The organism is Pyxidicoccus sp. M6 (assembly GCF_055568925.1).
The window spans coordinates 13,156,889-13,179,759 of the sequence record NZ_CM145714.1; the positions used below are offsets into that span (position 1 = coordinate 13,156,889).

Genomic DNA, 22,871 nt, shown 5'->3' on the forward strand with positions numbered 1-22,871 from the left:
AATGCGGGGGCACCTCATGCGGTGGTTGCGTCAGTGCCGGCGGTACGCGCGGCATGTAGCGCAGGCCTCCGCTTCGGCTCGGGGCTAGCGACTGTGACGCGCAGCTCGTGGAGAGCATGGCCACGCACAGCAGCAGGACGTCAGCGCGCATTGTCCACCCCCAGGTCCACGTGCTGAAAGAACTCGTAGGCGGTGTCGCCATGGCGGAAGAGGACGACACCCTCGGGGGCCCCGGGGTCGAACACGTCAGACATGGAGGCGGCTCCGTGCGGCGCGTGCCCGGCGGTGGCAGCGCAAGGACAGACGGAACGCTACCCGCGCCCTCCTTCAACCTGAAGGATGCGTCAGGTTCCGCAGCTGCGCTTGCTCATTCTGGACCGTGCGCCCCGCATGACCGAGCCACAATCGCCGCGAGAGCCGGCCCCGCACGGAGGACGCCGGGACGACCCGATGATGCTCGACCATGAGCCATCGAGAGCTCGCCGCGCTCGCACGCGTGCCCCGCCCCGGCGGTCCTTCACATCATCGTTGGAGCGGCGCTACGCCGTCGCGCGGCGCTTGCGCGCGGGCCGCACGGGAGCGGCATTACCGGAGCGTGGCATCACCGTGACGACGGCGTTCACCACCCGCGACACCGCGCGCAGCTGCGCGGGCTCCAAATCCCGAAGCTTGCGCGTCATGCGGCGCAGCTCCAGCGGGTCCTCCTGCGCGGCCTTGCGAGGGGCCAGCGGCACCGGCGCGCCCGAGCGACCCACGCCGAGCAGCGTGTCCGCGGACACCTGCAGCACGTCACACAGCCGGCGGAGCGTCTGCGCGCGGGGCAGCATCTTCCCGCGCTCCATCCGGCTGTAGACCTCCATGGCCATGCCCATGCGCTCGGCCACGTCGCCCTGGGTGAGCCCCAGACGCTGGCGGGCCTCGCGAGCGGCCGCTCCCAGCAGGATTGCGAGCTTGTGGTCGACGGGCTCACGCATGGCGGATGAGCGTCGCATGGCCCTCCGGGCACGCAAGTTTCCCGCCCTGCTGCATGCGCCGTGGACTATCTCCGCAGCAGGCCGAGCGCGCCGTGGACGACCTGGGACACGGCCCGGAGCTGCTCGGCGTCCAGCACCCGGAGCGCGCGCACGAGCCGGCGCAGACGGGGCGGGTCCTCGCCCGGCGCGGAGGTGGGAGCGGGCTCCTCCGCGGGGACATCCATGGCCTCCACATCCAACCCCAGGAGCACGTCCGCGCCGATGCGCAGCACCTGGCAGAGGCGCCGGAGCGTGGTGACGCTGGGCAGTACCTTGCCGCGCTCCATGCGGCTGTAGACCTCCATGGCGATGCCCACGCGCTCGGCCACGTCCGCCTGGGTCAGCCCGAGCCTCACCCGCGCGGCCCGCGCGGCCGTCCCCACGGTGATGGCCAGTTCCTCGTTCATCGTCCTCGCGCCTCTCCCGGATGAGAACCGTTACGTCCCATGGCGGGAACCCTACCGTCCAAGGCAGGAGACTACCCGAAGAGGCGTCCCACGTGCTATGGACCTCACAGGTTGAATTCACATGCCACGCACGATGCCACCTGTCTTCATTTTCAGACGAACCCTGGACCTCCGACATCCTCCCGCTTCCACCCCGCGTGCAGGGAGAGGAATCCCATTGACTCGCCTCTTCCCGCAGCGGCTGTTCGCACGCGCCGCCGTGACCTGGGACGTCGGGCTCGGGAAGCGCCCACGCGCCGGGCTCGAGCTCGGGAGGTTCGCGCCATGACGCCGCAGCCCGAGGACATGCACCCGCTGCTGCTGCGCAACTCGGAGGAGATTGGCGCCTTCCGCATCGTCCGGAGGCTCGCCATCGGGGGTTACGGCGCCATCTTCCTCGCCGAGTCGGAGACGCGCCGGCCCGTGGCGCTCAAGTTCGCACTGCAAGGCCCCACCTCGGAGGACGACGCACGCGTGGACGCACGCACGATGAAGGAAGCCCACGTGCTCATGCGACTGATGCACCCCAACGTGGTGGAGCTGCTGGGCTATCGCCGCTGGCCGGACGCGCGCGATGGCTACCTGGTGCTCATCCTCGGCTATGTGGAAGGGCCCACGCTGTCCCAGTGGGCCGTGCGCTCGAGCCCCACGGCCCGGCGCGCGGTGGAGGTGTTCTCGCAGGTGGCGCTCACGTTGGACACCATCCACCGCGAGGGCGTGCTCCACCGCGACATCAAGGGCAGCAACATCATCATCCGTGTCTCGGACGGACAGCCGGTGCTGGTGGACTTCGGCTCGGGGGAGCATGCGTGCGCGGCCGTGATTACCGAGGGCAGCCTGCCCCCGGGCACACCGAGCTACCGCAGCCCCGAGGCCCTGCGCTTCTGGACGGGGACGCGAGAGCCGGGCACGCGGTACCAGTTCCAGCCCACGGATGACCTCTACTCGCTGGGGCTCGTGCTCTACGAGGTGCTCACCGGTGGCTTCCCCTACCCCGCCAACATGTCGCCCTCCGCGCTGCTGGCCAGCATCGAGTCGGCGGAGCCGAAGCCACCGTCCGAGGTCAACCCGCGAGTCCCCGCGGCGCTGGACTCCATCGCGCTGCGCCTGCTGCACAAGCACGCGGAGGACCGCTACCCCACGGGCGCGGAGCTGTACGGCGCACTGAGCGCGGCACTGGAGACGGCGGATGCGTCCTGGGACGAGCCGCTCTTCCCGCCGCGCCCGCTGCAGGACGCCGTCACCGAGGAGTCCGAGGAGTTCTTCGACGGCGACGAGGAGGCGCGCGACCTGCGCCGCTGGATGCGCGCTCCGGAGCAGCCGGGTGGAGACTGGGACACGGACACGCTCCCTCCTTCGCGTCGGCGCACGCCGGCCACCGAGCCCGGGCCCCTGGCTCCGGAGGAGCGGCGGCCCGCGCTGTGGCAGCTGTGGCTCCAGAGGAGGTTGGGGACGCTGAGGCGGGGACTGGCCGCGCTGCGCTCCCGGAAGCGGCACTGAGCGCAGGCGGAGGTCCAACCCACGACCCTCCAGGTTGAATCATCATCATCCAACTCAGGAGGTTCCCTGCGGGCCTGCATTCGTGCTACCTCAGGAGTCGAGCAGTCCCAACTCGACTTCACAGGTCCAGAGGCAGGAGATGACGACGCCCGACACGACGACGGAGGAGATTCCCGGAGTCCCTCGCCGGCCACGGGTGCTGTTCACCGTGGGAGGCACGGCATTCGAGTTCGTCCGCAAGCTGGAGGTCCGCTCCACCGGCGAGCTCCTCATGCTCGCCCGGCGGCGCTACCGCGGCGGGCTCGGAGGTCCGGTGGTGGTGAAGCGCCTCAGCAACCCGGCCAGCTTCGTCGAGCGCCGCAGGCTCGTCGAAGAGGTGGAGCTCACCTTCCGGCTCAACCACCCCAACATCGCCAAGGTGTACCACCTGAAGCTCTACCGAGGCGCTCCGCACGTGGTCATGGAGTACGTCGAGGGCCGCTCGCTCGACACGGTGCTCAACCTGGCCGCCATGCGGCGCAGCCCCATGTCCCCCGCCTTCGCCGCCCATGTCACGTCCGAGGTCGCCGAGGCCCTGCACCACGCCCACTGCCTCACGGATGACCTCAACCGCCCGCTCCACATCGTCCACCGCGACGTGAGCCCCCGGAACATCCGCGTGGGCATCCACGGTGAGGTGAAGCTCACCAACTTCACCGCCGCCGCGTCCACGCTCACCGGCCGCGAAGTCACCAGCCGCCCGCTCGTGAAGGGCGACATCACCTATGCGTCACCCGAGGCGCTGCGGAGGGCGCCGGTGGATGCGCGCTCGGACCTGTTCTCCCTGGGGCTGGTGCTGCTGGAGCTCCTCACCAGCCGGCACCCGCTCATGGTGGAGGACACGGTGCCCGTGCCTCCGCTGCAGCCCGAAGGCGGCGAGGAGGCGAAGCCCCTGGAGGCCCAGGGCCCCACCTGGATGCCGGTGAACGAGGTGGCCGCGAGGATGGTGCGCCTCGGCTCCGAGCAGGTGGCGCGGCTCGCGGTGAGCCTGCCGGAGGACCTGCGGGACATCGTCCTCCGCGCACTGAGCCAGGAGCCGGCACAGCGCTTCCAGTCGGGCGAGGAGATGGCGGCGGCCCTGCGCGCCTGGCTGCGCGCCCACGCCCCGGGCTACGGACGGCACGACGCGGCGGAGGAGCTCGCCCGCGCGGCCAGGGAGGCCACGGCCCGGCGCAACCAGGCGGAGCTGCTCGAGGGCGGCCTGCACCCGGAGGGGCTCACCGCCGAGGAGGCCGCGGTTCCCCTGGAGCCGGAGCCTCCTCCGGCGAGCACCGCGCCAGAGGAGACCGGAGACCCGAGCGCACCGGAGCCCATGTCAGGAGGCCAGACGAGCCCCGAGGACGAAGACCCGGAGCCCTGAGCCCTACCGCCCGAACACACCCAGCACCATCAGCACCACCAGCACGAGGAAGAGCACCCCTGCCACCACCGCCGCCACACGCCATCCGGAGATGGGGGCCTCGCCGAGGACGACTCCGGCGTCCTGCCCGTGCACCACCACGCGGTACGCCTTGCCCTTGTACCGGTACGCGAGCACGTACGCGGGCAAGGCAACCCGCGTGGTGTGCAGGCTGGAGAGGGCCACGGCGACATGGACGTTCCGGAAGCGCCGGCCGGGGATGACTCCCTGCTGGAGCCGCTCTCGCGACAGCCGCTCCACCGCCTCCAGCACCGTGCGCCGCGCCCCCGAGCGCGTGGCCTCGAAGCGCTCCACGTGCGCGCCCTCGGGGCCTCGCGGCGCGCCTTCCGCCGTGTCCCGCCGGTAGTGCGGCGCGAGCGCCTCGCACTCCTTCACCTTCAGCCCCTTCGAGGCGGGCACGGCGACGTTCTCGAAGTCGAAGTGCGTGCGCCCCGCGTGCGGCGCCCAGTTAGAGCGCCCCGAGCCCGCATCCGAGTCCGCCGTCCAGCTCGCGTCCACGCCCGCCTGGAAGCTCCACGCCGGCCACCACACCGGGCGCAGCGACTCCACCGCCGCCTCCTCGGCCAGCCCCTTCGGACGGAAGAAGCCGCCCTTCCCCAGGAAGGCCATCAGCGCGCCGCGCGCCGCCGACGGCTCCACCGTGAAGGGCAGCCATACCTGCGCCTGCTCCACCGGGTCCGCCGTCGTCTCCACGCGTGTCGTCGAGCCGCAGTAGTCACACCTCGGCGCCTTCGCCTCGACGGAGTACTCCATCGCCGCGCCGCAGTTCTCACAGCGCACCACCCGCGCCGCCTCGCGCTCCACCGCACCGTGCTCGGGAGGCGGCGTGGGCAGCCCGCAGATGGGGCAGCGCAAATCCTCCGCCTCCAGCGCGCTCGCACAGCGCCGGCACGGCGCCGCCATGGGCACGGCCGCGCTCACCGTCCACCTCCCTGCGACAGCAGCCACGCCACGGCCACCAGCGCCAGCACGGCGAGGACCGCGAGCGTCACCTTCCACGCGGAGAGGGGCGCCTTGCCGTGCACCTCGCCTGTCTGCCCATTCACCAGCACCCGCAGCGGTGGCTCCCCTTCCGCGTAGCGCACGGCCAATACCCAGACGGGCAGCAGGCACACGTCCAATGCCTCCCAGTCCAGGCGCGACTCGTGTTGCAGCTCGCGGTGCGAGTCCCCCGGCATGAAGCGGCCCAGCCGCTCTCCCACCAGCTCCTCTGCTTCCTTGCGCGCCTGCACGAGGCACTGCTCGCGGGTGAGGGACGGCTCCTCGGCCACCCAGCCGGAGATGAGGGCCGGCGTGTACCTCGCGAGGCCTCGCAAGTCGAAGGGCTCCAGCGCCTCCAACTCGTCATTGCGCAGGCCGGTGGACGCGGTGACGAGCACGTCCGCCACGTACCCCTTCAGCTCTCCGGACAGGGAGCGCCACTCGGTGCGCGTCACCGTGCGGGTGCGCGTCACCGTCTTCCCGTTCTCCGTCGTCGTGTACGTCTCCTGCTCCTGGTAGTCCTCGCCGATGGAGGCGCGGAAGCGCGCGTGGGCCAGCACGCTGTACAGGTACGCGGGCACGTAGACGCCGCGCACCTCGCCGGGCTCGGCGGTGCGGATGCCCGAGCGCGTGAAGCGGCTGCGCGTCTTCAGCCACCGCGCCACGTGCTCCTTCGCGGCGCCGTGCGTGACGGTGAAGCCGAGCGCGAAGACGGGCTCCGGAACGCCGGGCACGGGCGGGCGCTCCACCACGTTGGGCGCGGCGCAGTACGGACACCGCGTGGTGCGCAGCGAGGCCTCCACCACCAACTGCGCACCACACGACGGACAGCCCAGGTGCAGCCTGGGCCCGGCCACCGCGGACGTCGTCTCCCTCGACTGCTCGACCATGCGCGCTCCCCCGTCCCGTTGGAGTTTCCGGCGGCAGCCTACTGCGGGAGACGCATTTCAGTGCGCGGCCGTCACCTCGTGGACAGGACACCGGGAGGACGCCACCGGCGCAATCGCATACACGGCGGGCACGGAGGCCCCTCAGGACGGGCGCACGCCCGCCCGCCTGCCCTCCGGACGTCACTGCGGGACCGAAGGCCCCATTGCGGCTCGCATTCCCAGGCACGACCGTAGGGTGACGGAGGACTTCGACATGGCCGAGCGCGACAAGAAGCAGCCAGGCATCCAGCCCCCGGAGGACTACTACGGGCGCGAGACAGGTCCCCGGCATGGGGGCCCAAAAGACGAGGAGAAGCGGACCGGAACGCGGGCTCCCGCGCCCAACGAGGACCGGGAGCAGGAGCAGCACGCACACACCATCGACCCGACCGAGCGCACGCCGGGCGCCATCCTCGATGAGATACCGGACGGCGATGGCCCGCGCAGCGACGCCGGCACCAACCCGCTGCCCGACGTCTACTGGTCCGCCTACCCGGACCGCAAACCCGGCGAGGACTGATTCCTCACACGGCAGGCGCTCCAGGCACGGGGACATGACTGGAGCGCCTGCCTGCCCCACGTCTCACGCCTCCTGCCCCGCGGGGCATCGGTGATGATCCACTCCCGAGAGCTCGCGGCGTCCCTCCGAGGACCTCCAGGGTCCTCTTCCCCCTCCTGAACCACGAGCGCACCCGCGCGTCCGAAGCCCCCGGACACGACGGCGGGTTTCCCTCGGGGAACCCCACCCGCGAGCACGTCACACCGGGCGCGTAGCATCAGGACTCGGCCCCGTCCTCCAGGGCGCGCGGCCCGGGCCGCCCCGTGACGTCCGGTCTCCCAACCGCGACCTACGCGGCCCGTCTCGCCCATGATTTCAAGTACTCACGTTGTCTCATGAATGTCAGACCCCTTCTGTACTGTGAGCACATTCGCCAGCACCCAGGGGGAGTCAATCCATGGCGGAAATCCGTGAGTTGCCGCGTGTGTCTGTGAACAAGCTGGGTGAGTACCTCACCGCGACGCCCGCGCGTCGTAAGCGCATCATCTACGACCAGAAGCACCCGCCGGAGCAGCAGTACCTGCGCTACCCGGAGGCGTCGCATGCGATTACCGACTTCCTCTGTCGGGGGCTGGACCTGTCCATCCTGAAGGACCACCAGCGCCGCTTCGCGTGCAGCGTGCCGCAGACGGAGTTCGAGGCGCAGCGCCTGCAGCTCTGCTCGGAGGCGCTCGAGCGCTTCGCGGACCTGGTGCCGTGGCTGGACTTGAGCGAGACGGTCATCAGCGCGGTGGGCGCCGAGCCGCCGGTGCTGGAGATGGCGGGCGTCACCATCAGCGTGCGCCCGGAGGTGGTGCTCCAGCGCATGGACAAGCACGGCAACGCGCGCGTGGGGTTGATGAAGCTCTACTTCTCCAAGCACCACCCGCTGGACGAGCGCTCGGCGCAGTACATCGGCACCATGCTCCAGCGCTTCGCGGAGCAGCACCTGTGCCAGCTCGGGCCGTGTGACCACCGGCTCATCCAGGTGGTGGATGTCTTCGCCGGCACCATCTTCACCGCGCCGCGCGCTCACATCCGCCGGCTGAGCGACGTGGTGCTCGCCTGCGAGGAAATCGCCGAGCGCTGGTCCGTCCACTGACGGCCGCGCCGCGGCTGACTCGGGGTGCCGGGGGACACCCACCCGGTACGCTTCGACTCGCAATCATGGCCGCCGGGCGGCGCGTCGCGCGTCGCGTATGAATTGAATGGCAGACGTCCGTGCACGTCAGGGATTGGGCCATGATGCCCTTTCCCGTGCGCGAGCTCGAAACCACCCATCTGAACCGGCAGTATGACGCGGAGATGGTCTCCACCTCCGCCGGGCGCAAGTCCCAGGAACTGTTGAAGGAGGCTCGCGCGCTCTTCCAGGACGGGCGGCGGCGCGAGGCGCTGGACCTGTTCCGGCAGGCCGTGGCCCAGCACCCCGAGGACGATGTCGGCGCCGCCGCGGCCACGGCCCGTCATGACCTGGGCCACATCCTGTCGGAGGGCGAGCACATCACCCTCCGCGCGCTGCGCCAGGCGGAGGACCTGCTCCGCAAGGCGGCGGCCTCCCCTGCCAGGGCCCGGGTTCCCTACCGCCATGCCCAGACCGAGAACACGCTCGCGGTGACGCTGCGCCGCATCGCGCTCGTGGTGCACGAGGACGGCGCGGACGGGGAACCGACGCCCCTGCTCGACGAGGCGGAGCGCCTCTACCGAAGCGCGCTGGAGAAGTACGAGCGCTGCGGGGACATTGCCCTGCAGCAGCGCGCGGAGACCCACCTCAACCTCGGCAACCTCCGCTGGCAGCACCGCGACGACACCGAGGGCGCGCTCCGTGAGTATGAACGGGCGATGCGCGAGATTGCGCAAGCGGGCTCCCTCTTCGAGCAGGAGACGGGCCACGTCACCCACCGGGTGCGGCTGGCCTGGGCGGAGCTGCTGCGGGAGCGGGGACAGCCGGCGGACCTGGAGAAGGCCGAGCAGCTCCTGACCGAGGCACTCCGGGAGCGGGATGAGCGGTTCGAAGCGAAAGAGCAGCTCGCCCTGGCCCGGGTGATTCTGGACGGAAGCGCTCCGGACCGCGTGGCGCGGGCCCAGGCACTGCTCATGCGCGTCCGGCTGCAAGACCTCACGGGCGCGGACACGTGGAAGGAGCTGGCCCGGGTGCTCCGCCTCGCCGAGGCGCCCGACGCGGCGCTGGAGCGACTGCATCGCTTCATCGACAGCGCCATCATCGAGCGCGCGAGGAGCACCATCGCCAACTTCCACGCGGACGCGGCGTCCGTGCCATTCCAGTCCGCCGCGTCGCTCGCCGCCCGTATCGCAGCTCACGACAAGGGGGACGCGGTGGCGGCCTTCCTCGTCCTGGAGAACACCAGCGGCCTCCGCTTCGCGGAAGAGATGTCCAACCACATGTGGAGGCCCCGGAGCCGGGTCGGCCGCGAAGTCCATGAGCGGCAACGGGCCACCAATCAACGGACGTACTGGCTGGCGGAGATGGCCGGGGCCCTGGAGTCCGCCTCACCTGGCGCGCAGAGGGCGTTCCTCGATGAGCTCATCCGCAAGCAGGCGGAGCTCCCCCGGGGTGATGGGGACGAGGCTGAAGACGCGGCCGCCGTCGTGGCCATCCTGCGCGAAGCCCGCGCCCACTCCGTACCGGTGCAGCACCTGAAGGAGCACGCCGACGTGGGCGAGAAGCAGGCCGCGGCCTTGCTGCATGCCCTGGCTCGTACCGAGCCGGGCTTCGTGCACGCCAGGAGCGTCAGCGGCCGGGAGATGACGGCGGAGGACCTGCGCGCGTTGCTGCGCGAGCATCCCGACCACGTGTTGCTCCGCCTGGACCTGCGGGAGGACCTGCTCGTCGTGGCGGCGTGGCTGGAAGAGGGGCAGTTGGTGGGCCGGTCGATTTCGGTGCCCGTCCCGCCCGGGCTCTTCCCCTTGCTGCATGAAGCGACGGAGAGCCTGGACAAGTTTGCCCATGCCGAGCGGCTGTCCACGCTCTTCGCGAGCATGGACCTGTCCCCGGTGCTCCCCACCCGGCGCGCGAGCCGGGTCGTGCTCCTGCCCTCCAGCGACGCGGCGCGCCTGCCGCTCGCGGCCCTGGGCCCCGAGGGCGCGCGGCCCATCGACCGATTCGACTCCCTCATCTGGCTGCCCTCCCTGTACCCGATGCGGCTGCGGCCGGCGGCCGTTCCTCCCCGCTCGGAAGCCGTGGTGGTCATCCCCGTCCCCGCGCCACGTCCCAAGGGGGCGGGCAGGGGCACCCGCTTCCACGACATGGGGCTGAAGCCGGAGCTTCCGGGTGAGCGGCGCCTCGTTGGAGACCAGGTCACGCCCGAGACGCTGCGGCATGCGGCGGCCCGGGCGCGGACCCTCTGCATCTACACCCACGGCGAGCACTCACCCGGAGAGCTGCCCCGACTCCAGCTCGCCTCGGGTTGGTGGCCCGCCGCCCACCTGCAGGGAGTCCTCCATGGCACCGAGCGCGTGGAAGTCTGGGCGTGCGAGTCCGGCGTCCACCGGCCCACGGACCCGCTCACGCCGCCTTCCAACGAGGGCCTGGGGCTCGACATCTCCCTCGTACAGAGCGGCGCACGGACGGCCATCGGCACCCTGTGGGAGGTGCCGGACTCCGTCACGGGGCTGTTGGTGCTGAGGTACCGACGGGAGCTGGCCCGGGGCACGGACGCTGCTCGCGCGCTCGCGGAGGCCCAGCGCTGGTGGCTCCAGGAGGGCTGCTCGAGGCTGATGCGGCGCCTCCGCACACAACCAGAAGACACGCGCAAAGCCATCCTGACCTTCGCCGCGAGCCTGGGCGCCGAGGCACCCGAAATGGACGCTTCGGATTCCGGATGGGAGTTCCTGGGCGCGTCCCCAGGTCCAGGTCCGGCGCGCGCGGATGCATTCCACGACCTCGAGCTGAAGCTCACCTGCCCGGTGGCGTGGGCGGGCTTCCGCTTCGTGGGTGTTCCAGACTGGCATCCAGAGGAGGCCTGGGCTCCCGTCGAGGGCGAGCTCACCCCGGAGGAGCAGGCCGAGCTGGACCGGCTGCTCGCGCTGGAGGCCCCCCGGCCCATGGCCTTCGACGACGCACAGGAGGAGTGGCTCGCTCGCGTGTCGACGCTCGGCGAGGACGCCACACCGACTCCGGACCAGGCCATCTCCGTGGCACGCACGCTGAGGGACCGGCTGAGCTCTTCTCATGCCGACAACCTGCTCGCCGGACTGGCCTGGCTCCATGAGGCGCTGGCCGCGCCGGCACTGCCGGAGAAGGACCGGAGCCGGTTGTCCATCGAGGCGGCCCATCTCTGGCTGGAGCTGGCCATGGGAGAGCAGACTCCGTGCGTTGCTCCGAACGACGTGGCACTGGCCCGCGCGGAGCGGTTGCTGGAGTCCGTTGCCTCGGAGGACGCGGATGCCCTGTCCGCGCGAGCGCGGTGGCGGTGCCTGCGATGGAGGGATGCCGGGCGCTCCGTGGATGACCTCGTCCGCGCACACGAGGAAGCCCTGGCGTGGCTCGCTCCCGCCGTGGAGCACCTGACGGAGGGGACCTGGGAGGCGCTTCGAGCCACCACCCACGCGCTGGAGCTGCTCGCCGGCTGCGAGCAGCAGGTGCGTCCCCGCTTCGCCCGGGTGGTGGAGGCGGCGCAGCGGCTCGCGCGAACCGAGCCGAAAGAGGGCCCGTACATCGCGGCCTGGCACCGGATGTCGGCGGCGCTCGCGCTGCACGTGTCAGCCTCGGACGCCGCGCCACGGGCGCTCCAGTACCTCACGCCCCGGGAGCTGCGGGTCTGCCTCTCGCGGGCCTACCAGGACATCCAGCCGATGCCTGGCGCCTCGCCACACACCGAGGTCCTCGACCAGGCCCTGTCGCGGCTCGAAGGCTCAATCTGGGGATATCCCGGTGACGACGGCGCACCGCTGATGTGGACCACGGGGACGCCGGGCCCTGCCTACCGCGCCATGCTGAAGGACTACCTGGACGCGCATGTCCATCACCATCCGGCGGATGCCGCGCACAAGGTGGCGTGCCTCCAGTACGCGGCGGACCTGCGGCTTTCCCTGCTGCACCGGCTGGCACGGTTCGCGGGCATGCCCCCGGAAGAGCCAGCCAACCTCTTCCGCTCCATTGGAGACGTGCTCACCCGTCGCCGGCTCCTGCTGACGGCGCTTTCGGATGCGGCGCTGCTCCCGCTGCTTCCGCCCCGGGAAGACGGCCAGGTGTTGCCCCATCCGTTGGACCCGTACGTCCTGTCGTCCGGCGCGCTGCGTGAGCAGACCCGGGACTTCACCGGCTACACCGCCTGGAGTCTGGGAGAGGCATGCGATGCGGTGGAGCCCCCGGAACCCAAGGCGCGCACCGCCGCGTTCGCGGCCATCCGGGCCTCGGCCCTGCTCGAAACCCAAGCCCGCGAGCAGTGGAGCTTGCTGCTCTCCGCCGAGCAGGAGGTACGCAAGCAGTTGGAGGACACGGACGAAACGCCCTCGCGCATCCTGCTGCCCGTCCGGAAGCTTCCGGAGACCGAGGCCTGGCTGAATCAGCTCCCGGCGGGCCTGGGCGTGCTGGGCGTGGCGCTCACGTCCCGCGGCACACCGCGACTCATGGCCTGCTGGAACGACGGCTCGGGTCCCCGGCAGAGCGTCCTCACCGTGGAGAGCCGCGAGGTGATGCCCGCCCTGCTGAAGCTGCTGACGCCATACCCCGAGGACACCGGCCCACGACGAGGCAGCTCCGGGCCGCGCCGCGAGGCCTGGGCACGCGTGGAGGCGGCCCTCGCGCCCACGTTGAAGTCGCTGCTGGAGACCGTAGGGCAGGAGCGCCCGCTCTCCTGGCGTGTCTTCGCACCGGGCGCCCTGCGTCCCCTGCCATGGCTGGGGCTGCGCGTGGATGGGCAACCCCTGGCATCGCTACTCGGAGCGGTGGTGCATTCCCCCTCGCTCGACTTCACGACCTTCTCCATCGACTCAACGAAGAGGCCTCGCGACGTCACCGCGTGCCTGCTCGCGCGCGAGCACGAGGAGGGAACGACGCACTTCGGCGAGGCGGCACTGGGCACGCTCCGCCGGCTTCACCCGCCCGCGCTCATCGTGGACCCCCGCCGGTTGGATGCCTCCAAGGTGGTGGAGGTGGACGCGCTGCTGCCCCACGTGCAGCGCCTGCACACGCTGCGCTTCTATGGCGTGGGAGGGGCGGAGTCGTTCAATGACACCACGGTGATGATGCGCCTGGAGGGGAACCGGCACTTCCGGACGTGGAACACGCTGGACCTGCGCCTGCCTCGCTGCGAAGTGGTGGAGCTGTGGGCGCACACCGCGGGCAGGGCGGATTTCTCCCGCGCGGTCCATGATGACGGGGACCGCATCCCCGGGCTCGCTGCAAGCTTCCTGTCCAACGGCGCAGCGGCGGTCATCGACCTCGCATGGCCTGTCCATGATGCGGTGAAGGCGCTGCTCTGCGAGCAGTATGGACTGGCGAGGCAACGCCATGGGCACGGCGCGTCTGTCTTCGCGTGGGCGCTGTCGAGAACAGCGGGCCTGCTGGAGGCACTGCGGGAGAAGGCCCGTTCCGAGATGAGCGCGAGGCAGGTCCTGGAGCAGTTGGACATGCTGCGCCAGGTCTTCTCGCTGCGGGACTTCCAGGCCGACCCGAGGTCCATCGTCCCGTTCGCGGAGGCCGCCGGGTCATCCGCCATCCACGGGCTCTCCGGAGAAGAGCTCCTGGACGAACTGTGCCAGCCGGTCCATCTGGCCGCGTTCCGCTGGTGGGGAGCCTGAGGCGACTCGGGACCCTCGTTCAGCCCACGCGTTGCGGACAGCACAGGAGGCCTCGCTCCATCCGGAGGGCGGCCGGGCATACGGGCGGCTGAGTGCGGGCCAGCGGACGGCGCGCGGGAGCGGCGGTTGTCGCGGCGCGGCACCTTCCTCACTGTGTGGAGACGGCGCTCTCGGGCGCGCGACAGGACGGTGACCGGTGCTCGAAGCCCTGTGGAACAGGCGCGCCCTGCTCGTGTCGGGCAAGGGAGGCGTGGGGAAGACGACGCTGGCGGCCTCGCTCGCGGTGGCCGCGGCGCGCTCGGGCCGGCCCGTGCTGCTGGTGGAGATGGCCCCGGACGAGGGCGGCCCGTCCGTGTTGGGCTCGCTGGTGGGTGCGCGGGACGCGGGGCTCCGGGTGACACAGGTGCGGCCCGGGCTGCGCTTCCTGCGGCTGGCCGCATCGGAGGGACACCGGCACTTCCTCCAGGACACGCTCCACGTGCGCTGGCTGTCCGAGGCCGCGCTGCGCTCGCGCGCCCTGCGCCGCTTCCTGGAGGCGGGCCCGGCGCTGCGGGAGATGGGGCTGCTGTACCAGATGCTCTCGCTGGTGCGGCGCCGGCGGGTAGATGGACGGTTCGAGTATCCACTGTCCGTCATCGACCTGCCCGCCACGGGCCATGCGCTGGCGATTGCCTCGCTGCCGAGCACGGTGCTGGCGTTGATGCCGGGTGGACCGATTGGGCGCTCGGTGCGCGAGGGGCTCGATTTCCTCCAGGACCCGGCCCGCACCGCCGTGCTGCTGACGAGCCTGCCGGAGCCGCTGCCCGTGAGCGAGGCACTCACGCAGGCGTCGGAGCTGAAGCGGTTGGGATTGCCATTGGCGGCGGGGGTGCTCAACCGCATGCCGGAGGACCCGTTCACTCCCGAGTCACATGCTGCGCTCCGCAAGCTCCTGGCGGCGCATGGGCCGCATCAGGGCTCACGCGCGCTCGCGAGGCTGGAGCGTGCGCGGGCCGCACAGGCGCAATGGGCCGCGGCACTTCGAGTGCCGCTGCTCACGTTGCCGGAACTGCCCGTGACGGGCGCGGAGCTGGTGGAGCAGCTCGCGGACACGTTCGCGCCACCGCCCGCCGAGGACGCGGTGCGGGAGGCGGCACCGTGAGCGCCCGCGGCATGAATCCCCTGCTGCATGACAAGCGCGTGCTGGTGCTCTGCGGCGCGGGGGGCGTGGGGAAGACCACCACCGCCGCCGCGCTCGGAGTCGCCGCCGCGCGCGCCGGGCGACGCGTGCTCGTGCTCACCATCGACCCGGCACGACGTCTCGCCGAGGTCATGGGCCTTCCGGAGAACGGCTCCGAGCCCACCACCGTTCCCACCGAGCACCTCTTCTCCGACGGCCCGCCCGGCCCGGGCCAACTGGACGTGTGGATGCTGGAGCCGGGCCTCGTCTTCGAGCGGATGATTCACCGCCTCGCACCCACGCCCGAAGCCGCGCGCGCCATCCTCGAGCACCGCATCTACCGCTTCCTCTCCGAGCTCGTCGCGGGCGTGCAGGAGTACGCCGCCGCGGAAGCCCTCGACGGCTTCCTCCACGACGGCCGCTACGAGCTCATCGTCCTCGACACGCCCCCGAGCCGGCATGCGCTCGACTTCCTCGACGCTCCGGGCCGCCTGTCGCGCTTCCTCGACGAGCGCGTCGTCTCCCTCTTCGGTCCGGAAGAACAGACCCACGGCACACGGCTGTGGCGCGGCGCGCAGGCCCTGGTGGGCCGCGTGCTGGACGGTGTCTTCGGCGCGGGCTTCACGCGTGAGATGCGCACCTTCGTCGGCGCCTTTGGTGGACTCCTCGCCGGCATCCGCCTGCACACGGAGCGGTTGCGCACGCGGCTCGCCTCACCGGAAGCCGCCTTCCTCCTCGTCACCTCCCCGGAGTCCGCCGCACTGCGTGAAGCCGCCTTCTTCCGGGACACACTCGTGGAGCGAGGCCTCCCCTTCGCCGGCTACATCCTCAACCGGAGCTGGGCGCGTGATGACGCACTCGCCCATCCCGAGGCGCTGCTGGAGCACGTGGGGGACGATGCGCACGCGGAGCACGGAGTCGCCGCGCTGACGCGCCTCGCCGCCACGGAGCACGCGCGCGCGGAGTCGCATCGCGCGCTGCTCTCACGACTCGCCGAGCAGCTTCCCACCGGCGCCATCGCCGTCGCGGCCCCGGATGCTGGCGCGGAGCTGGAAGAGTTCAGCGGGCTCGTACGGCTTGGCGATGCGCTCGCGGTGGGATGACTCTCTTCTTTCTTACTTTGTTACAAATGCATAATCTGTGTTTCGCCGGTCGAATCGGCGACCGGCATTCCCCCTCAGGAGCCGCACGATGAAGACCACCAAGGTGAAGACCATCAAGGAGTTGTTCGTGAAGGACCTGGCTCGCGTTCGTGGCGGCGAAGGCACCACGCCCACCACCACGACCTCCACCGATGCGCAGACGTGTAGCGCTCCGGCGCCCACCTCGCAGGCGTGCTGCGAGGAGAAGAACGACAACTGCTGCTACTGAGCCCACGGCTCACACGGTTGCTGCACCAGCGCGTGTCCTCTCTGCGAGGGCACGCGCTTTTTCATGTCTCATGACTCACACCCGATGTCTCACGGCACTCACGCGGGTGGAGTGAAACGACCAGAAAAATCGGCTGCAAACGTATTCGTTTCAACCCGCCAATGACTACCGACGAGGTCATCGGCAACACCACCCATTGAGGGGAGCTCACCATGAAGACCACCAAGACGAAGACCATCAAGGAGCTGTTCGTGAAGGACCTGGCCCGCGTTCGCGGTGGCGAGGGGTCCACGGAGACCTGTGAGCCGCAGCAGAAGCCCATGCCCCCGAACACCACGCTCGCGTGCTGCGAGGAGGCCGGCGACCCCTGCTGCGCCGTCGACTGATTCCCGCCACGGACAGCGAGGAGCGGGCCTTCAGGGCCTTCGGGGGAAGGTGCTGCTGTCGCGGGGTGCGTCTCGCTCGCGCCTCACCGTCCACTGGCAGGAGATGAGTCTTCGCGCGAGAGCGCGGAAGAGGCGCGTGCTTCCCACCCGGGAGGTACGCGCTTCGTCTTTTCCGTGCGCTGCGTTCAGCGCTTCATCGCCTCGGGGCGGCTCCCACGTGCTTCGTCGCCTCCGGCGAGTCCACGCTCCCAGCCTCGTAGCGCATTGCATCCACGCACGCAGTGTCCGCCATACGGCACGGCCGGTGTCCGCTCGCGAGCGGCCGGGGCGCCGCACCCGCCCGGGACAGGACAGTGCCTCCACGCCCCGCCCCCGGTCCCCTTGGTGCCGCCCCGGGTCATCTCCACCCTCCGGGCCCCAACACCCGACGTCGCCGGAGGCAATGGCATGGCCCAGAGGAACCTGGACAACGGCAAGGACGATTTCCGCACCGCGCAGCGCAACCCTCCGCCGGAGCCCGGCACGCACCGGAGCCCGGACGTGTCCCCGCCCGGCTCTCGCGAGCGCGGCGAGTCCGACCTCACCGGCTGGAATCCCGCCCGCGACGAGGAGCCCGGCTCGCGCCAGGGTCGCTTCCACCGCGCCGCGTCCCTGCGCATGGCCCAGGTCCGCACCAACGTGGATGACCGCGACTTCGGAACCCAGCGCACGGGGGTGACGAACCTGGATGACCGCGACGCCGGCTGGGAAGGCGCCGAGTACGGCATGGGCCCCTACGGCCGCGACAACCGCGACACGCGCTCTGCCACCGGCCGCGGCAACCGCCGTGACATGGGCATGCAGGACACCGAGATGCCTCCGCAGCGCGCGGACTACCGCCCGTGGGACCGCTACGGCTACGGCGCCGAGGAGCCCCAGCCCCAGGACGTGCAGGGCCCGCGCACGGAGCCGTACCGCGACGAGCGCTCGCGCTTCCACGAGGGCATGCAGCACATGGGCGACCGCCTCCGCGAGGGCATGCACCGCATGGGCGACCGCTTCCGCGACGAGCGCCAGTACCCGGGCGACCGGAGTCGCGAGGACCGCGGCCAGTACTACCCACCGGGCCCCACGAGCCGCGGGAGCACGGACACCCGTCAGGCCACAGGCCGCCGCCGCTGGCAGCGCGAGCCGCTCACCGCGCGCGAGGTGATGACGCGCAACGTGCGCACCGCGCGGCTCGACAGCTCCCTGCGCGACGTGGCGCAAGTCATGAAGGACGAGGACTGCGGCGTCGTCCCCGTGGTCAACGACAAGGGCGCGCTGGTGGGCATCGTCACGGACCGCGACCTGGTGATTCGCGGCTTCACGGGTGGCAAGACGCCGGACCAACTCCGCGTCTCGGACGTGATGACGGACGACGTGGAGGCGGTGTTGCCGGACGAGAACATCCACGACGTCATCGCCCTCATGGGCCGCAAGCAGGTTCGCCGCATCCCCGTGGTGGAGCGCGATGACCGCATCGTCGGCATCATCTCCATGGGAGACATCGCCAACCGCGCCGACTACGACGAGGAGCTCCAGGAGGCGCTGGACCGCGTCTCGTCCAAGCGCTCCTTCTGGAGCCGGCTGGGTTAGCTGGCACAGGCTGGGCCGGCTTCACCGGAGCGCTGTCTCGTCCAGGCGCTCCTTCTGGAGCCGGCGGCCCGGCCAGCTCGCGCGAGCCCTCGCGGCGGAGAGGGGCGTACCGCGGGCCCCTCTCCGTCGTCGCACGGAGCTTCAGCGCACGTTGCTGACGACGACGGCGTCGGTCGTCTCCGTCACGGTGAACTTCTTGAGGGGAATCGTGGCCGGCCCCTGCACCACGTCACCCTGCAGCGTGAAGATGGACTGGTGGCAGGCGCAGAAGAGGTCCTTCTCCGCCGAGCGCAGCTCCACCGGGCACTGCAGGTGCGTGCAGATGGAGTCCACCGCCACCAGCGTCCCGTCCTGCAGCCGGGAGACGAAGATGGCATTGCCGTAGCCGGACGGAGTCCCCGTCACCGAGCCGCCGTTGTTCCTCAGGTCCGGGAACTGGCTGAACGGCAGCGTCACCGTGCCATTCACCGCCGCCGGGAAGTCCTCGTCACCACTCAGCACGTTGACGCTCACCACGCGCGTGCCCGAGTTGTACGTCGTCTGGAACGTGCGCAGCCCCACCGTGGCCGGCCGCTGCAGCACCGCGCCGTCCTTCGGGTTGAACTTCGACAGGTGGCACGGACACACCACGTCCTTGCCGTCGAACCCGAGCGGGCAGCCCACGTGCGTGCAGATGGACGACACCGTGTTGAAGTCGTCCTGCGCGCCCTCGTTCTTCGTATGCACGATGAGCAGCGGCGCCGCCTGCCCGGGCACGCGCACCGTAATCGCGCCGCCCACCGGCTCCAGGTCCGGGTAGCGCGGCACCAGCAGGTCCACCGTGCCGGCGGCGCTCGCCGTCACGTCCGTCACCGGCGCGGGGTCGATGTCCGGCGCGCAGCCCGGCAGCGTCGCCGCCGCCGCGCCCGCAGCGCCCGTGCCCAGGATGCCCTTCAGAAAACCTCGACGCGACGTGCTCACGTACCCTCCACCACGAACACCAGCTTCGGCTCCAGCACCAGCTTGTCGTCCACCTTCACCATCAGCAGCGACGGGCGCTCAATCTTGTACCCCTCCAGGCTGATGTCGAAGGCGCCCTCGGCGGTGGCCTCCTTCGCGGAGGTGAACGTCACCGTCATGGGGAGCGACACGTCCTGCGTCACGCCGTGGAAGGTGAGCTTGCCCTTGAGCGTCACCGGCACCGTCGCCGGGTAGCTCGTGGGCACCTTCACGCCGGTGGCCACGCCCTTGAAGTCGATGAGGGGGAACTTCGCGGACTCCGTCACCTCCTGCATGTGCGCGTCGCGGTTGGAGTTGCCCGAGTCGAAGTCCTTCACGTTGGCGCGCACCGCCACCTGCAGCGTGCCGTCCGGCAGCAGCTTGGCCTTGCCGTCGCTGGGCTTCGCCGTGCCCACCACCTCGTGCAGCTTGTGCTTCAGCTTGTAGGTGAGCGAGCTGGCGTCCTTCTTCACCGCGTAAATCTGTCCCTGCGCGGCGGCGGGCAGCGCGAGCAGCAGGGTGGCAAGCAGGGCGAGTCGTCGAGCAATCACGTCAACCTCCAGGGAACTCAGTTCAGGGCCTTGCGAAGCCGAACGGCGGCGGCGCGAAAAGATTCAGAAGAACAGGGTGACGACACCGCCCGCCACCAGCCCCATCGTCGTGTAGCCGACCACCTGGTGCGCGAGGGCGTAGTCCCGCTCGGAGAGGTTTCCGTAGTTGTGCGTGGACATGATGCCCAGCACCACCTGCGACAACATGCCCAGCGTGGCGGCAATCATGAACATCTTGTGGACGGTAATCGTGTCCCACTGGAACTCCTTCTCGAAGGGCTCGGGCGCGAACAGGCCCAGGAGGCCCACGGTGGCGAAAATCGCCGAGGTGCCGATGGCCAGGCCCCGGTGAAGCGCCAGCAGGTTGCGGTCATCGCCGCCGCCACGGAAGGAGTCGTTGTACTGGAGCTGCCCCACCACCGTGGTGGCGAGCAGGCTCGCCGTCAGCGCGAAGCCCAGGCCCTGGTGCAGCTTGAGCATGGTGCGGCGCCGGTGGACCTTCGCCTCCAGCTCCGGGTCGGCCTGGGCGGCCGCGGCCGTCTCGGCGGGCTCCAGCAGGTCGAAGTCCAGCGAGGACGAGTCCCCCGCGGACGGCGGCGTGCCCTGCGTCTCCGGCTGCTGCTGCTTCGGCGCGTCCCCGGCGGGCTGGGCCTTCTTCGGCTCGGCCTCCATGGGCGTGGGCGCGGCCTGCTCCTCGTCCTCGGCGGCGGGGGACGCCGGCGTGGGAGCGGGCGGAGCCTTCTTGCGCTTCGAGGACTTCGAGGTCTTCGCGGGCTTCTTCTTGGTCGTCTGGCTCTTCTTCGTGGGCTCGTAGGTGGTGCGCTGGGCCCAGGCGTTGGAGGTGCACAGCAGGGAGAGGATGACGGTGAGAGCGACGATGCGGGTCATCAGTTGTTTCCGTGTAGGCGCGAAAGCAGGCAGCCGGCCCCACCCTTCCCGAATGGCCCGGGGCCGCCCCGCAGGCTACCGCGTCCCCACGGGGCAGGGGCATGTCGAAAACGGAACGCAATGGGCGGAGCCGCGGAGGCGGCTGCGGGAGACCGGCGCATGACCTTCCTGCCAGTAAAGCCCGGCGCGATTCCTCCGGGACGGCGTCGAGCGACGGTAGCGCCCCGAGGCGCGGGACGGAAGGTGCATGCGAGTCACGAACTTCTGTCACCCAGCAGGCCCACCCACTCACGGCCCTACCGGTGCGGTCTGTTCACTGGCTCCGGAGGACTGACGAGCGCACGACAGTCGTCGCATCCGGGGCCGGAAATTCGGCTCCGGATGCGTTTTGGTTGCTCCTGTCCACCCGCCCCATGCGTGGTGGGCACCGCATATGGAGAAGCGCTGGCAGGGTACGCTGCTGGAGTTCCCGACCCATGAGCGCCGGGCGCGCGCCCGGGCGAACCTCGCCACCGCGCGCATGCAGAGCCTGCAGGCCCTCACGCTGGCGCTCTCGGGAGCCCTCACGCCGGAAGACGTCGCGCGCGCCGTGGTGGAGGAGGCCGTGCGCGCCATGCCCGCGGACGCCGGCATCCTCTTCCTGCTGGACGCGGCGGGCACCACGCTGGAGCTCGCGCACGCCGTGCACTACGACAGCGCCCTCCTGCCCGCCCTCGCCCGCGTGCCGCTGACGGTGCGCATGCCCGTCACCGATGCGGCGCGCACCGGCATCCCCGTCTGGCAGACCGGCCCCGGGCTCGTGAAGGAGGACGCTCCCGAGCTGGCCGCGCTCATCCGCGCCGCGTACCCCGGGGATTACTCCTCCGCGGCGCTGCCGCTGTCGGCGCGGGGGCGCGTGGTGGGCGTGCTCGCGCTCACGTGGCTGGAGTCGCGCGGCTTCGACGTGGAGGAGCGCGCCTTCATGGACATGCTGGCGCAGCAGGCCGCCATGGCGTTGGAGCGGGCCCGCCTCCTCGCCGCCGAGCGCCGCCAGGCCGAGCGCACCGTGCTGCTCCAGCACGCCACCGCCACGCTGGCCACGTCGCTGGACGCGGGGCGGAGCCTGCGCGGCGTGGCCCTGGCGCTGGTGCCCTCGCTGGGCGACTTCTGCATCATCGACGTGCGCGGGCCGGACATGGAGGTACGCCGCACCTTCCACGCGCTGATGCCCGAGTCCGCCGCGCTGCTCGCCGCCAGTCGCTGGCACCCGGCGGAGGAGGGCCGCGCGTCCGTGTGGGCACTCGACTCGGGGCAGCCCGCCTTCCACCCACACGTGGACGCCGCATGGGTGGAGGACGGAGAGGGCGCCGAGCCACAGCGGGCGCTGCTGCGGGCGCTGGCGCCCTGCTCCTGGCTGTCCGTGCCGCTGACGACACCGGAGGGCGTGCTGGGCTCGCTGACGCTGGGCCATTCGCTGTCCGGGCGCCACCACACGGAGGAGGATTTGACGCTGGCCCTGGAGCTGGCCCGGCGCGCCACCGCGGCGGTGCAGAACGCGCACCTCTTCCACCAGACGCAGCAGGCGCTGCAGCTCCGCGACGACTTCCTCGCCGTCGCCAGCCACGAGCTGAACACGCCGCTGACGTCGCTGAAGCTCCAGCTCGCGCGGTTGCAGCGCGGCCCGGTGGACGAGGACGTGCGCACGCGCGCCTCGGCGGCGGTGCAGCAGGTGGACCGGCTGGGCCGGCTGGTGCGCGAGCTGCTCGAGGTATCGCGCCTCTCCGAGGGCCGCCTGCACCTGGACGCCGAGCCCGTGGACATGGTGGAGCTGTGCCGCGAGGTGCTGGGCCGCTTCGGCGACGAGATGATTCGCGCGGGCACCGCCGTGCACCTGCTCGCGCCCTCCGCCCTACCCGGCCGGTGGGACCGCGCGCGCGTGGACGGCGTGGTGACGCACCTGGTGTCCAACGCGCTGAAGTACGGCCAGGGCCACCCGGTGGAGCTGGAGGTGACGGGCGCGCCCGGGGACTTCGTGCGGCTGGTGGTGAGGGACCGCGGTATCGGCATTCCGCCCGAGCAGCAGGCGCACCTCTTCCAGCGCTTCGGGCGCGCGGTGCCGCTGCGCCACTACGGCGGCTTCGGGCTGGGGCTGTGGTTCAGCCGGCAGGTGGTGGAGGCCCATGGCGGGCGCATCCACCTGGAGAGCGAGCCCGGCGAGGGCACCACCGTCACCGTGGAGCTGCCCCGCGAGCCCGCGCCCGGGTGAGCCGCCGCGCACCAGCCGGTACGGACGGCGGGACACCGGCGCCGCGAG

18 protein-coding genes are annotated in these 22,871 nt (G+C 71.1%); 11 read left to right on the plus strand and 7 right to left on the minus strand.

Translation table 11 applies throughout. From position 1 onward, the window contains the following. Positions 1-539: 539 nt before the first annotated feature. Both ACVTJA_RS52055 and ACVTJA_RS52060 read right to left on the minus strand, forming a co-directional pair. Positions 540-992 (minus strand): helix-turn-helix domain-containing protein, encoded by a 453-nt coding sequence (locus ACVTJA_RS52055; RefSeq protein WP_465832346.1) that lies wholly within the window; start codon positions 990-992, stop codon positions 540-542. 47 nt (positions 993-1,039) lie between these two features. Further along, complete coding sequence (locus tag ACVTJA_RS52060; RefSeq protein ID WP_465832347.1) at positions 1,040-1,420, minus strand: helix-turn-helix transcriptional regulator; 381 nt, start codon at positions 1,418-1,420, stop codon at positions 1,040-1,042. Positions 1,421-1,744: 324 nt separating this feature from the next. Between ACVTJA_RS52060 and ACVTJA_RS52065 the strand changes: the two genes are divergently transcribed. Beyond that, the gene (locus tag ACVTJA_RS52065) at positions 1,745-2,959 is read left to right on the plus strand and encodes a serine/threonine-protein kinase (protein WP_465832348.1); all 1,215 of its coding nucleotides are present in this window, start codon (positions 1,745-1,747) and stop codon (positions 2,957-2,959) included. 139 nt (positions 2,960-3,098) lie between these two features. Further along, positions 3,099-4,358: a serine/threonine-protein kinase gene (locus ACVTJA_RS52070; protein WP_465832350.1), complete on the plus strand. Its 1,260-nt coding sequence runs from the start codon at positions 3,099-3,101 to the stop codon at positions 4,356-4,358. A 3-nt stretch (positions 4,359-4,361) separates the two neighbouring features. Here ACVTJA_RS52070 and ACVTJA_RS52075 read toward each other — a convergent pair whose 3' ends face one another. Beyond that, on the minus strand, positions 4,362-5,339 hold the full coding sequence (locus tag ACVTJA_RS52075; protein WP_465832351.1) for a TFIIB-type zinc ribbon-containing protein: 978 nt from the start codon (positions 5,337-5,339) through the stop codon (positions 4,362-4,364). After that, on the minus strand, positions 5,336-6,289 hold the full coding sequence (locus tag ACVTJA_RS52080; protein ID WP_465832352.1) for a TFIIB-type zinc ribbon-containing protein: 954 nt from the start codon (positions 6,287-6,289) through the stop codon (positions 5,336-5,338). The genes ACVTJA_RS52075 and ACVTJA_RS52080 overlap by 4 nt, the downstream gene beginning before the upstream one ends. Before the next feature lie 253 nt (positions 6,290-6,542). Between ACVTJA_RS52080 and ACVTJA_RS52085 the strand changes: the two genes are divergently transcribed. From ACVTJA_RS52085 to ACVTJA_RS52120, 8 genes are all read left to right on the plus strand, one after another. After that, complete coding sequence (locus tag ACVTJA_RS52085) at positions 6,543-6,848, plus strand: hypothetical protein (protein WP_465832354.1); 306 nt, start codon at positions 6,543-6,545, stop codon at positions 6,846-6,848. 436 nt (positions 6,849-7,284) lie between these two features. After that, on the plus strand, positions 7,285-7,968 hold the full coding sequence (locus ACVTJA_RS52090) for a hypothetical protein (RefSeq protein WP_465832356.1): 684 nt from the start codon (positions 7,285-7,287) through the stop codon (positions 7,966-7,968). Between the two features lie 140 nt (positions 7,969-8,108). Next, the gene (locus ACVTJA_RS52095) at positions 8,109-13,628 is read left to right on the plus strand and encodes a CHAT domain-containing protein (protein WP_465832358.1); all 5,520 of its coding nucleotides are present in this window, start codon (positions 8,109-8,111) and stop codon (positions 13,626-13,628) included. A gap of 196 nt (positions 13,629-13,824) precedes the next feature. Beyond that, entirely contained in the window at positions 13,825-14,769 is a 945-nt protein-coding gene (locus ACVTJA_RS52100) for an ArsA-related P-loop ATPase (protein WP_465832359.1), read from the plus strand. A gap of 11 nt (positions 14,770-14,780) precedes the next feature. Then, positions 14,781-15,890, plus strand: coding sequence for an ArsA family ATPase (locus ACVTJA_RS52105; RefSeq protein WP_465840734.1), 1,110 nt, complete (start codon positions 14,781-14,783; stop codon positions 15,888-15,890). Positions 15,891-15,978: 88 nt separating this feature from the next. Further along, complete coding sequence (locus ACVTJA_RS52110) at positions 15,979-16,158, plus strand: hypothetical protein (RefSeq protein ID WP_465832361.1); 180 nt, start codon at positions 15,979-15,981, stop codon at positions 16,156-16,158. Positions 16,159-16,370: 212 nt separating this feature from the next. Continuing rightward, entirely contained in the window at positions 16,371-16,544 is a 174-nt protein-coding gene (locus ACVTJA_RS52115; RefSeq protein ID WP_465832363.1) for a hypothetical protein, read from the plus strand. A gap of 447 nt (positions 16,545-16,991) precedes the next feature. Next, the gene (locus ACVTJA_RS52120) at positions 16,992-18,161 is read left to right on the plus strand and encodes a CBS domain-containing protein (RefSeq protein WP_465832365.1); all 1,170 of its coding nucleotides are present in this window, start codon (positions 16,992-16,994) and stop codon (positions 18,159-18,161) included. 141 nt (positions 18,162-18,302) lie between these two features. Here the strand turns inward: ACVTJA_RS52120 and ACVTJA_RS52125 are convergent, their stop codons facing one another. The 3 genes from ACVTJA_RS52125 to ACVTJA_RS52135 form a co-directional block, all read right to left on the minus strand. Beyond that, a complete protein-coding gene (locus ACVTJA_RS52125) occupies positions 18,303-19,121 on the minus strand; it encodes a QcrA and Rieske domain-containing protein (RefSeq protein ID WP_465832367.1) in 819 nt (272 codons plus the stop codon). Beyond that, positions 19,118-19,690, minus strand: coding sequence for a YceI family protein (locus tag ACVTJA_RS52130; RefSeq protein ID WP_465832369.1), 573 nt, complete (start codon positions 19,688-19,690; stop codon positions 19,118-19,120). Before ACVTJA_RS52130 ends, ACVTJA_RS52125 begins: the two co-directional genes overlap by 4 nt. Positions 19,691-19,753: 63 nt before the next feature. Beyond that, positions 19,754-20,578, minus strand: a complete 825-nt coding sequence (locus tag ACVTJA_RS52135) for a hypothetical protein (protein ID WP_465832371.1) — start codon at positions 20,576-20,578, stop codon at positions 19,754-19,756. Between the two features lie 433 nt (positions 20,579-21,011). Here ACVTJA_RS52135 and ACVTJA_RS52140 point away from each other — a divergent pair, with 433 nt between their 5' ends. Next, positions 21,012-22,823 (plus strand): sensor histidine kinase, encoded by a 1,812-nt coding sequence (locus ACVTJA_RS52140; RefSeq protein WP_465832373.1) that lies wholly within the window; start codon positions 21,012-21,014, stop codon positions 22,821-22,823. The last annotated feature ends 48 nt before the right edge of the window (positions 22,824-22,871 follow it).

What these genes read in the sequence shown, in the direction of transcription:
- ACVTJA_RS52055 (WP_465832346.1), bottom strand. Translation starts at nt 992, where the DNA reads ATGCGACGCTCATCCGCCATGCGTGAGCCCGTCGACCACAAGCTCGCA.
- ACVTJA_RS52060 (WP_465832347.1), bottom strand. Translation starts at nt 1,420, where the DNA reads ATGAACGAGGAACTGGCCATCACCGTGGGGACGGCCGCGCGGGCCGCG.
- ACVTJA_RS52065 (WP_465832348.1), top strand. Translation starts at nt 1,745, where the DNA reads ATGACGCCGCAGCCCGAGGACATGCACCCGCTGCTGCTGCGCAACTCG.
- ACVTJA_RS52070 (WP_465832350.1), top strand. Translation starts at nt 3,099, where the DNA reads ATGACGACGCCCGACACGACGACGGAGGAGATTCCCGGAGTCCCTCGC.
- ACVTJA_RS52080 (WP_465832352.1), bottom strand. Translation starts at nt 6,289, where the DNA reads ATGGTCGAGCAGTCGAGGGAGACGACGTCCGCGGTGGCCGGGCCCAGG.
- ACVTJA_RS52085 (WP_465832354.1), top strand. Translation starts at nt 6,543, where the DNA reads ATGGCCGAGCGCGACAAGAAGCAGCCAGGCATCCAGCCCCCGGAGGAC.
- ACVTJA_RS52090 (WP_465832356.1), top strand. Translation starts at nt 7,285, where the DNA reads ATGGCGGAAATCCGTGAGTTGCCGCGTGTGTCTGTGAACAAGCTGGGT.
- ACVTJA_RS52095 (WP_465832358.1), top strand. Translation starts at nt 8,109, where the DNA reads ATGATGCCCTTTCCCGTGCGCGAGCTCGAAACCACCCATCTGAACCGG.
- ACVTJA_RS52105 (WP_465840734.1), top strand. Translation starts at nt 14,781, where the DNA reads ATGAATCCCCTGCTGCATGACAAGCGCGTGCTGGTGCTCTGCGGCGCG.
- ACVTJA_RS52110 (WP_465832361.1), top strand. Translation starts at nt 15,979, where the DNA reads ATGAAGACCACCAAGGTGAAGACCATCAAGGAGTTGTTCGTGAAGGAC.
- ACVTJA_RS52115 (WP_465832363.1), top strand. Translation starts at nt 16,371, where the DNA reads ATGAAGACCACCAAGACGAAGACCATCAAGGAGCTGTTCGTGAAGGAC.
- ACVTJA_RS52120 (WP_465832365.1), top strand. Translation starts at nt 16,992, where the DNA reads ATGGCCCAGAGGAACCTGGACAACGGCAAGGACGATTTCCGCACCGCG.
- ACVTJA_RS52135 (WP_465832371.1), bottom strand. Translation starts at nt 20,578, where the DNA reads ATGACCCGCATCGTCGCTCTCACCGTCATCCTCTCCCTGCTGTGCACC.
- ACVTJA_RS52140 (WP_465832373.1), top strand. Translation starts at nt 21,012, where the DNA reads ATGGAGAAGCGCTGGCAGGGTACGCTGCTGGAGTTCCCGACCCATGAG.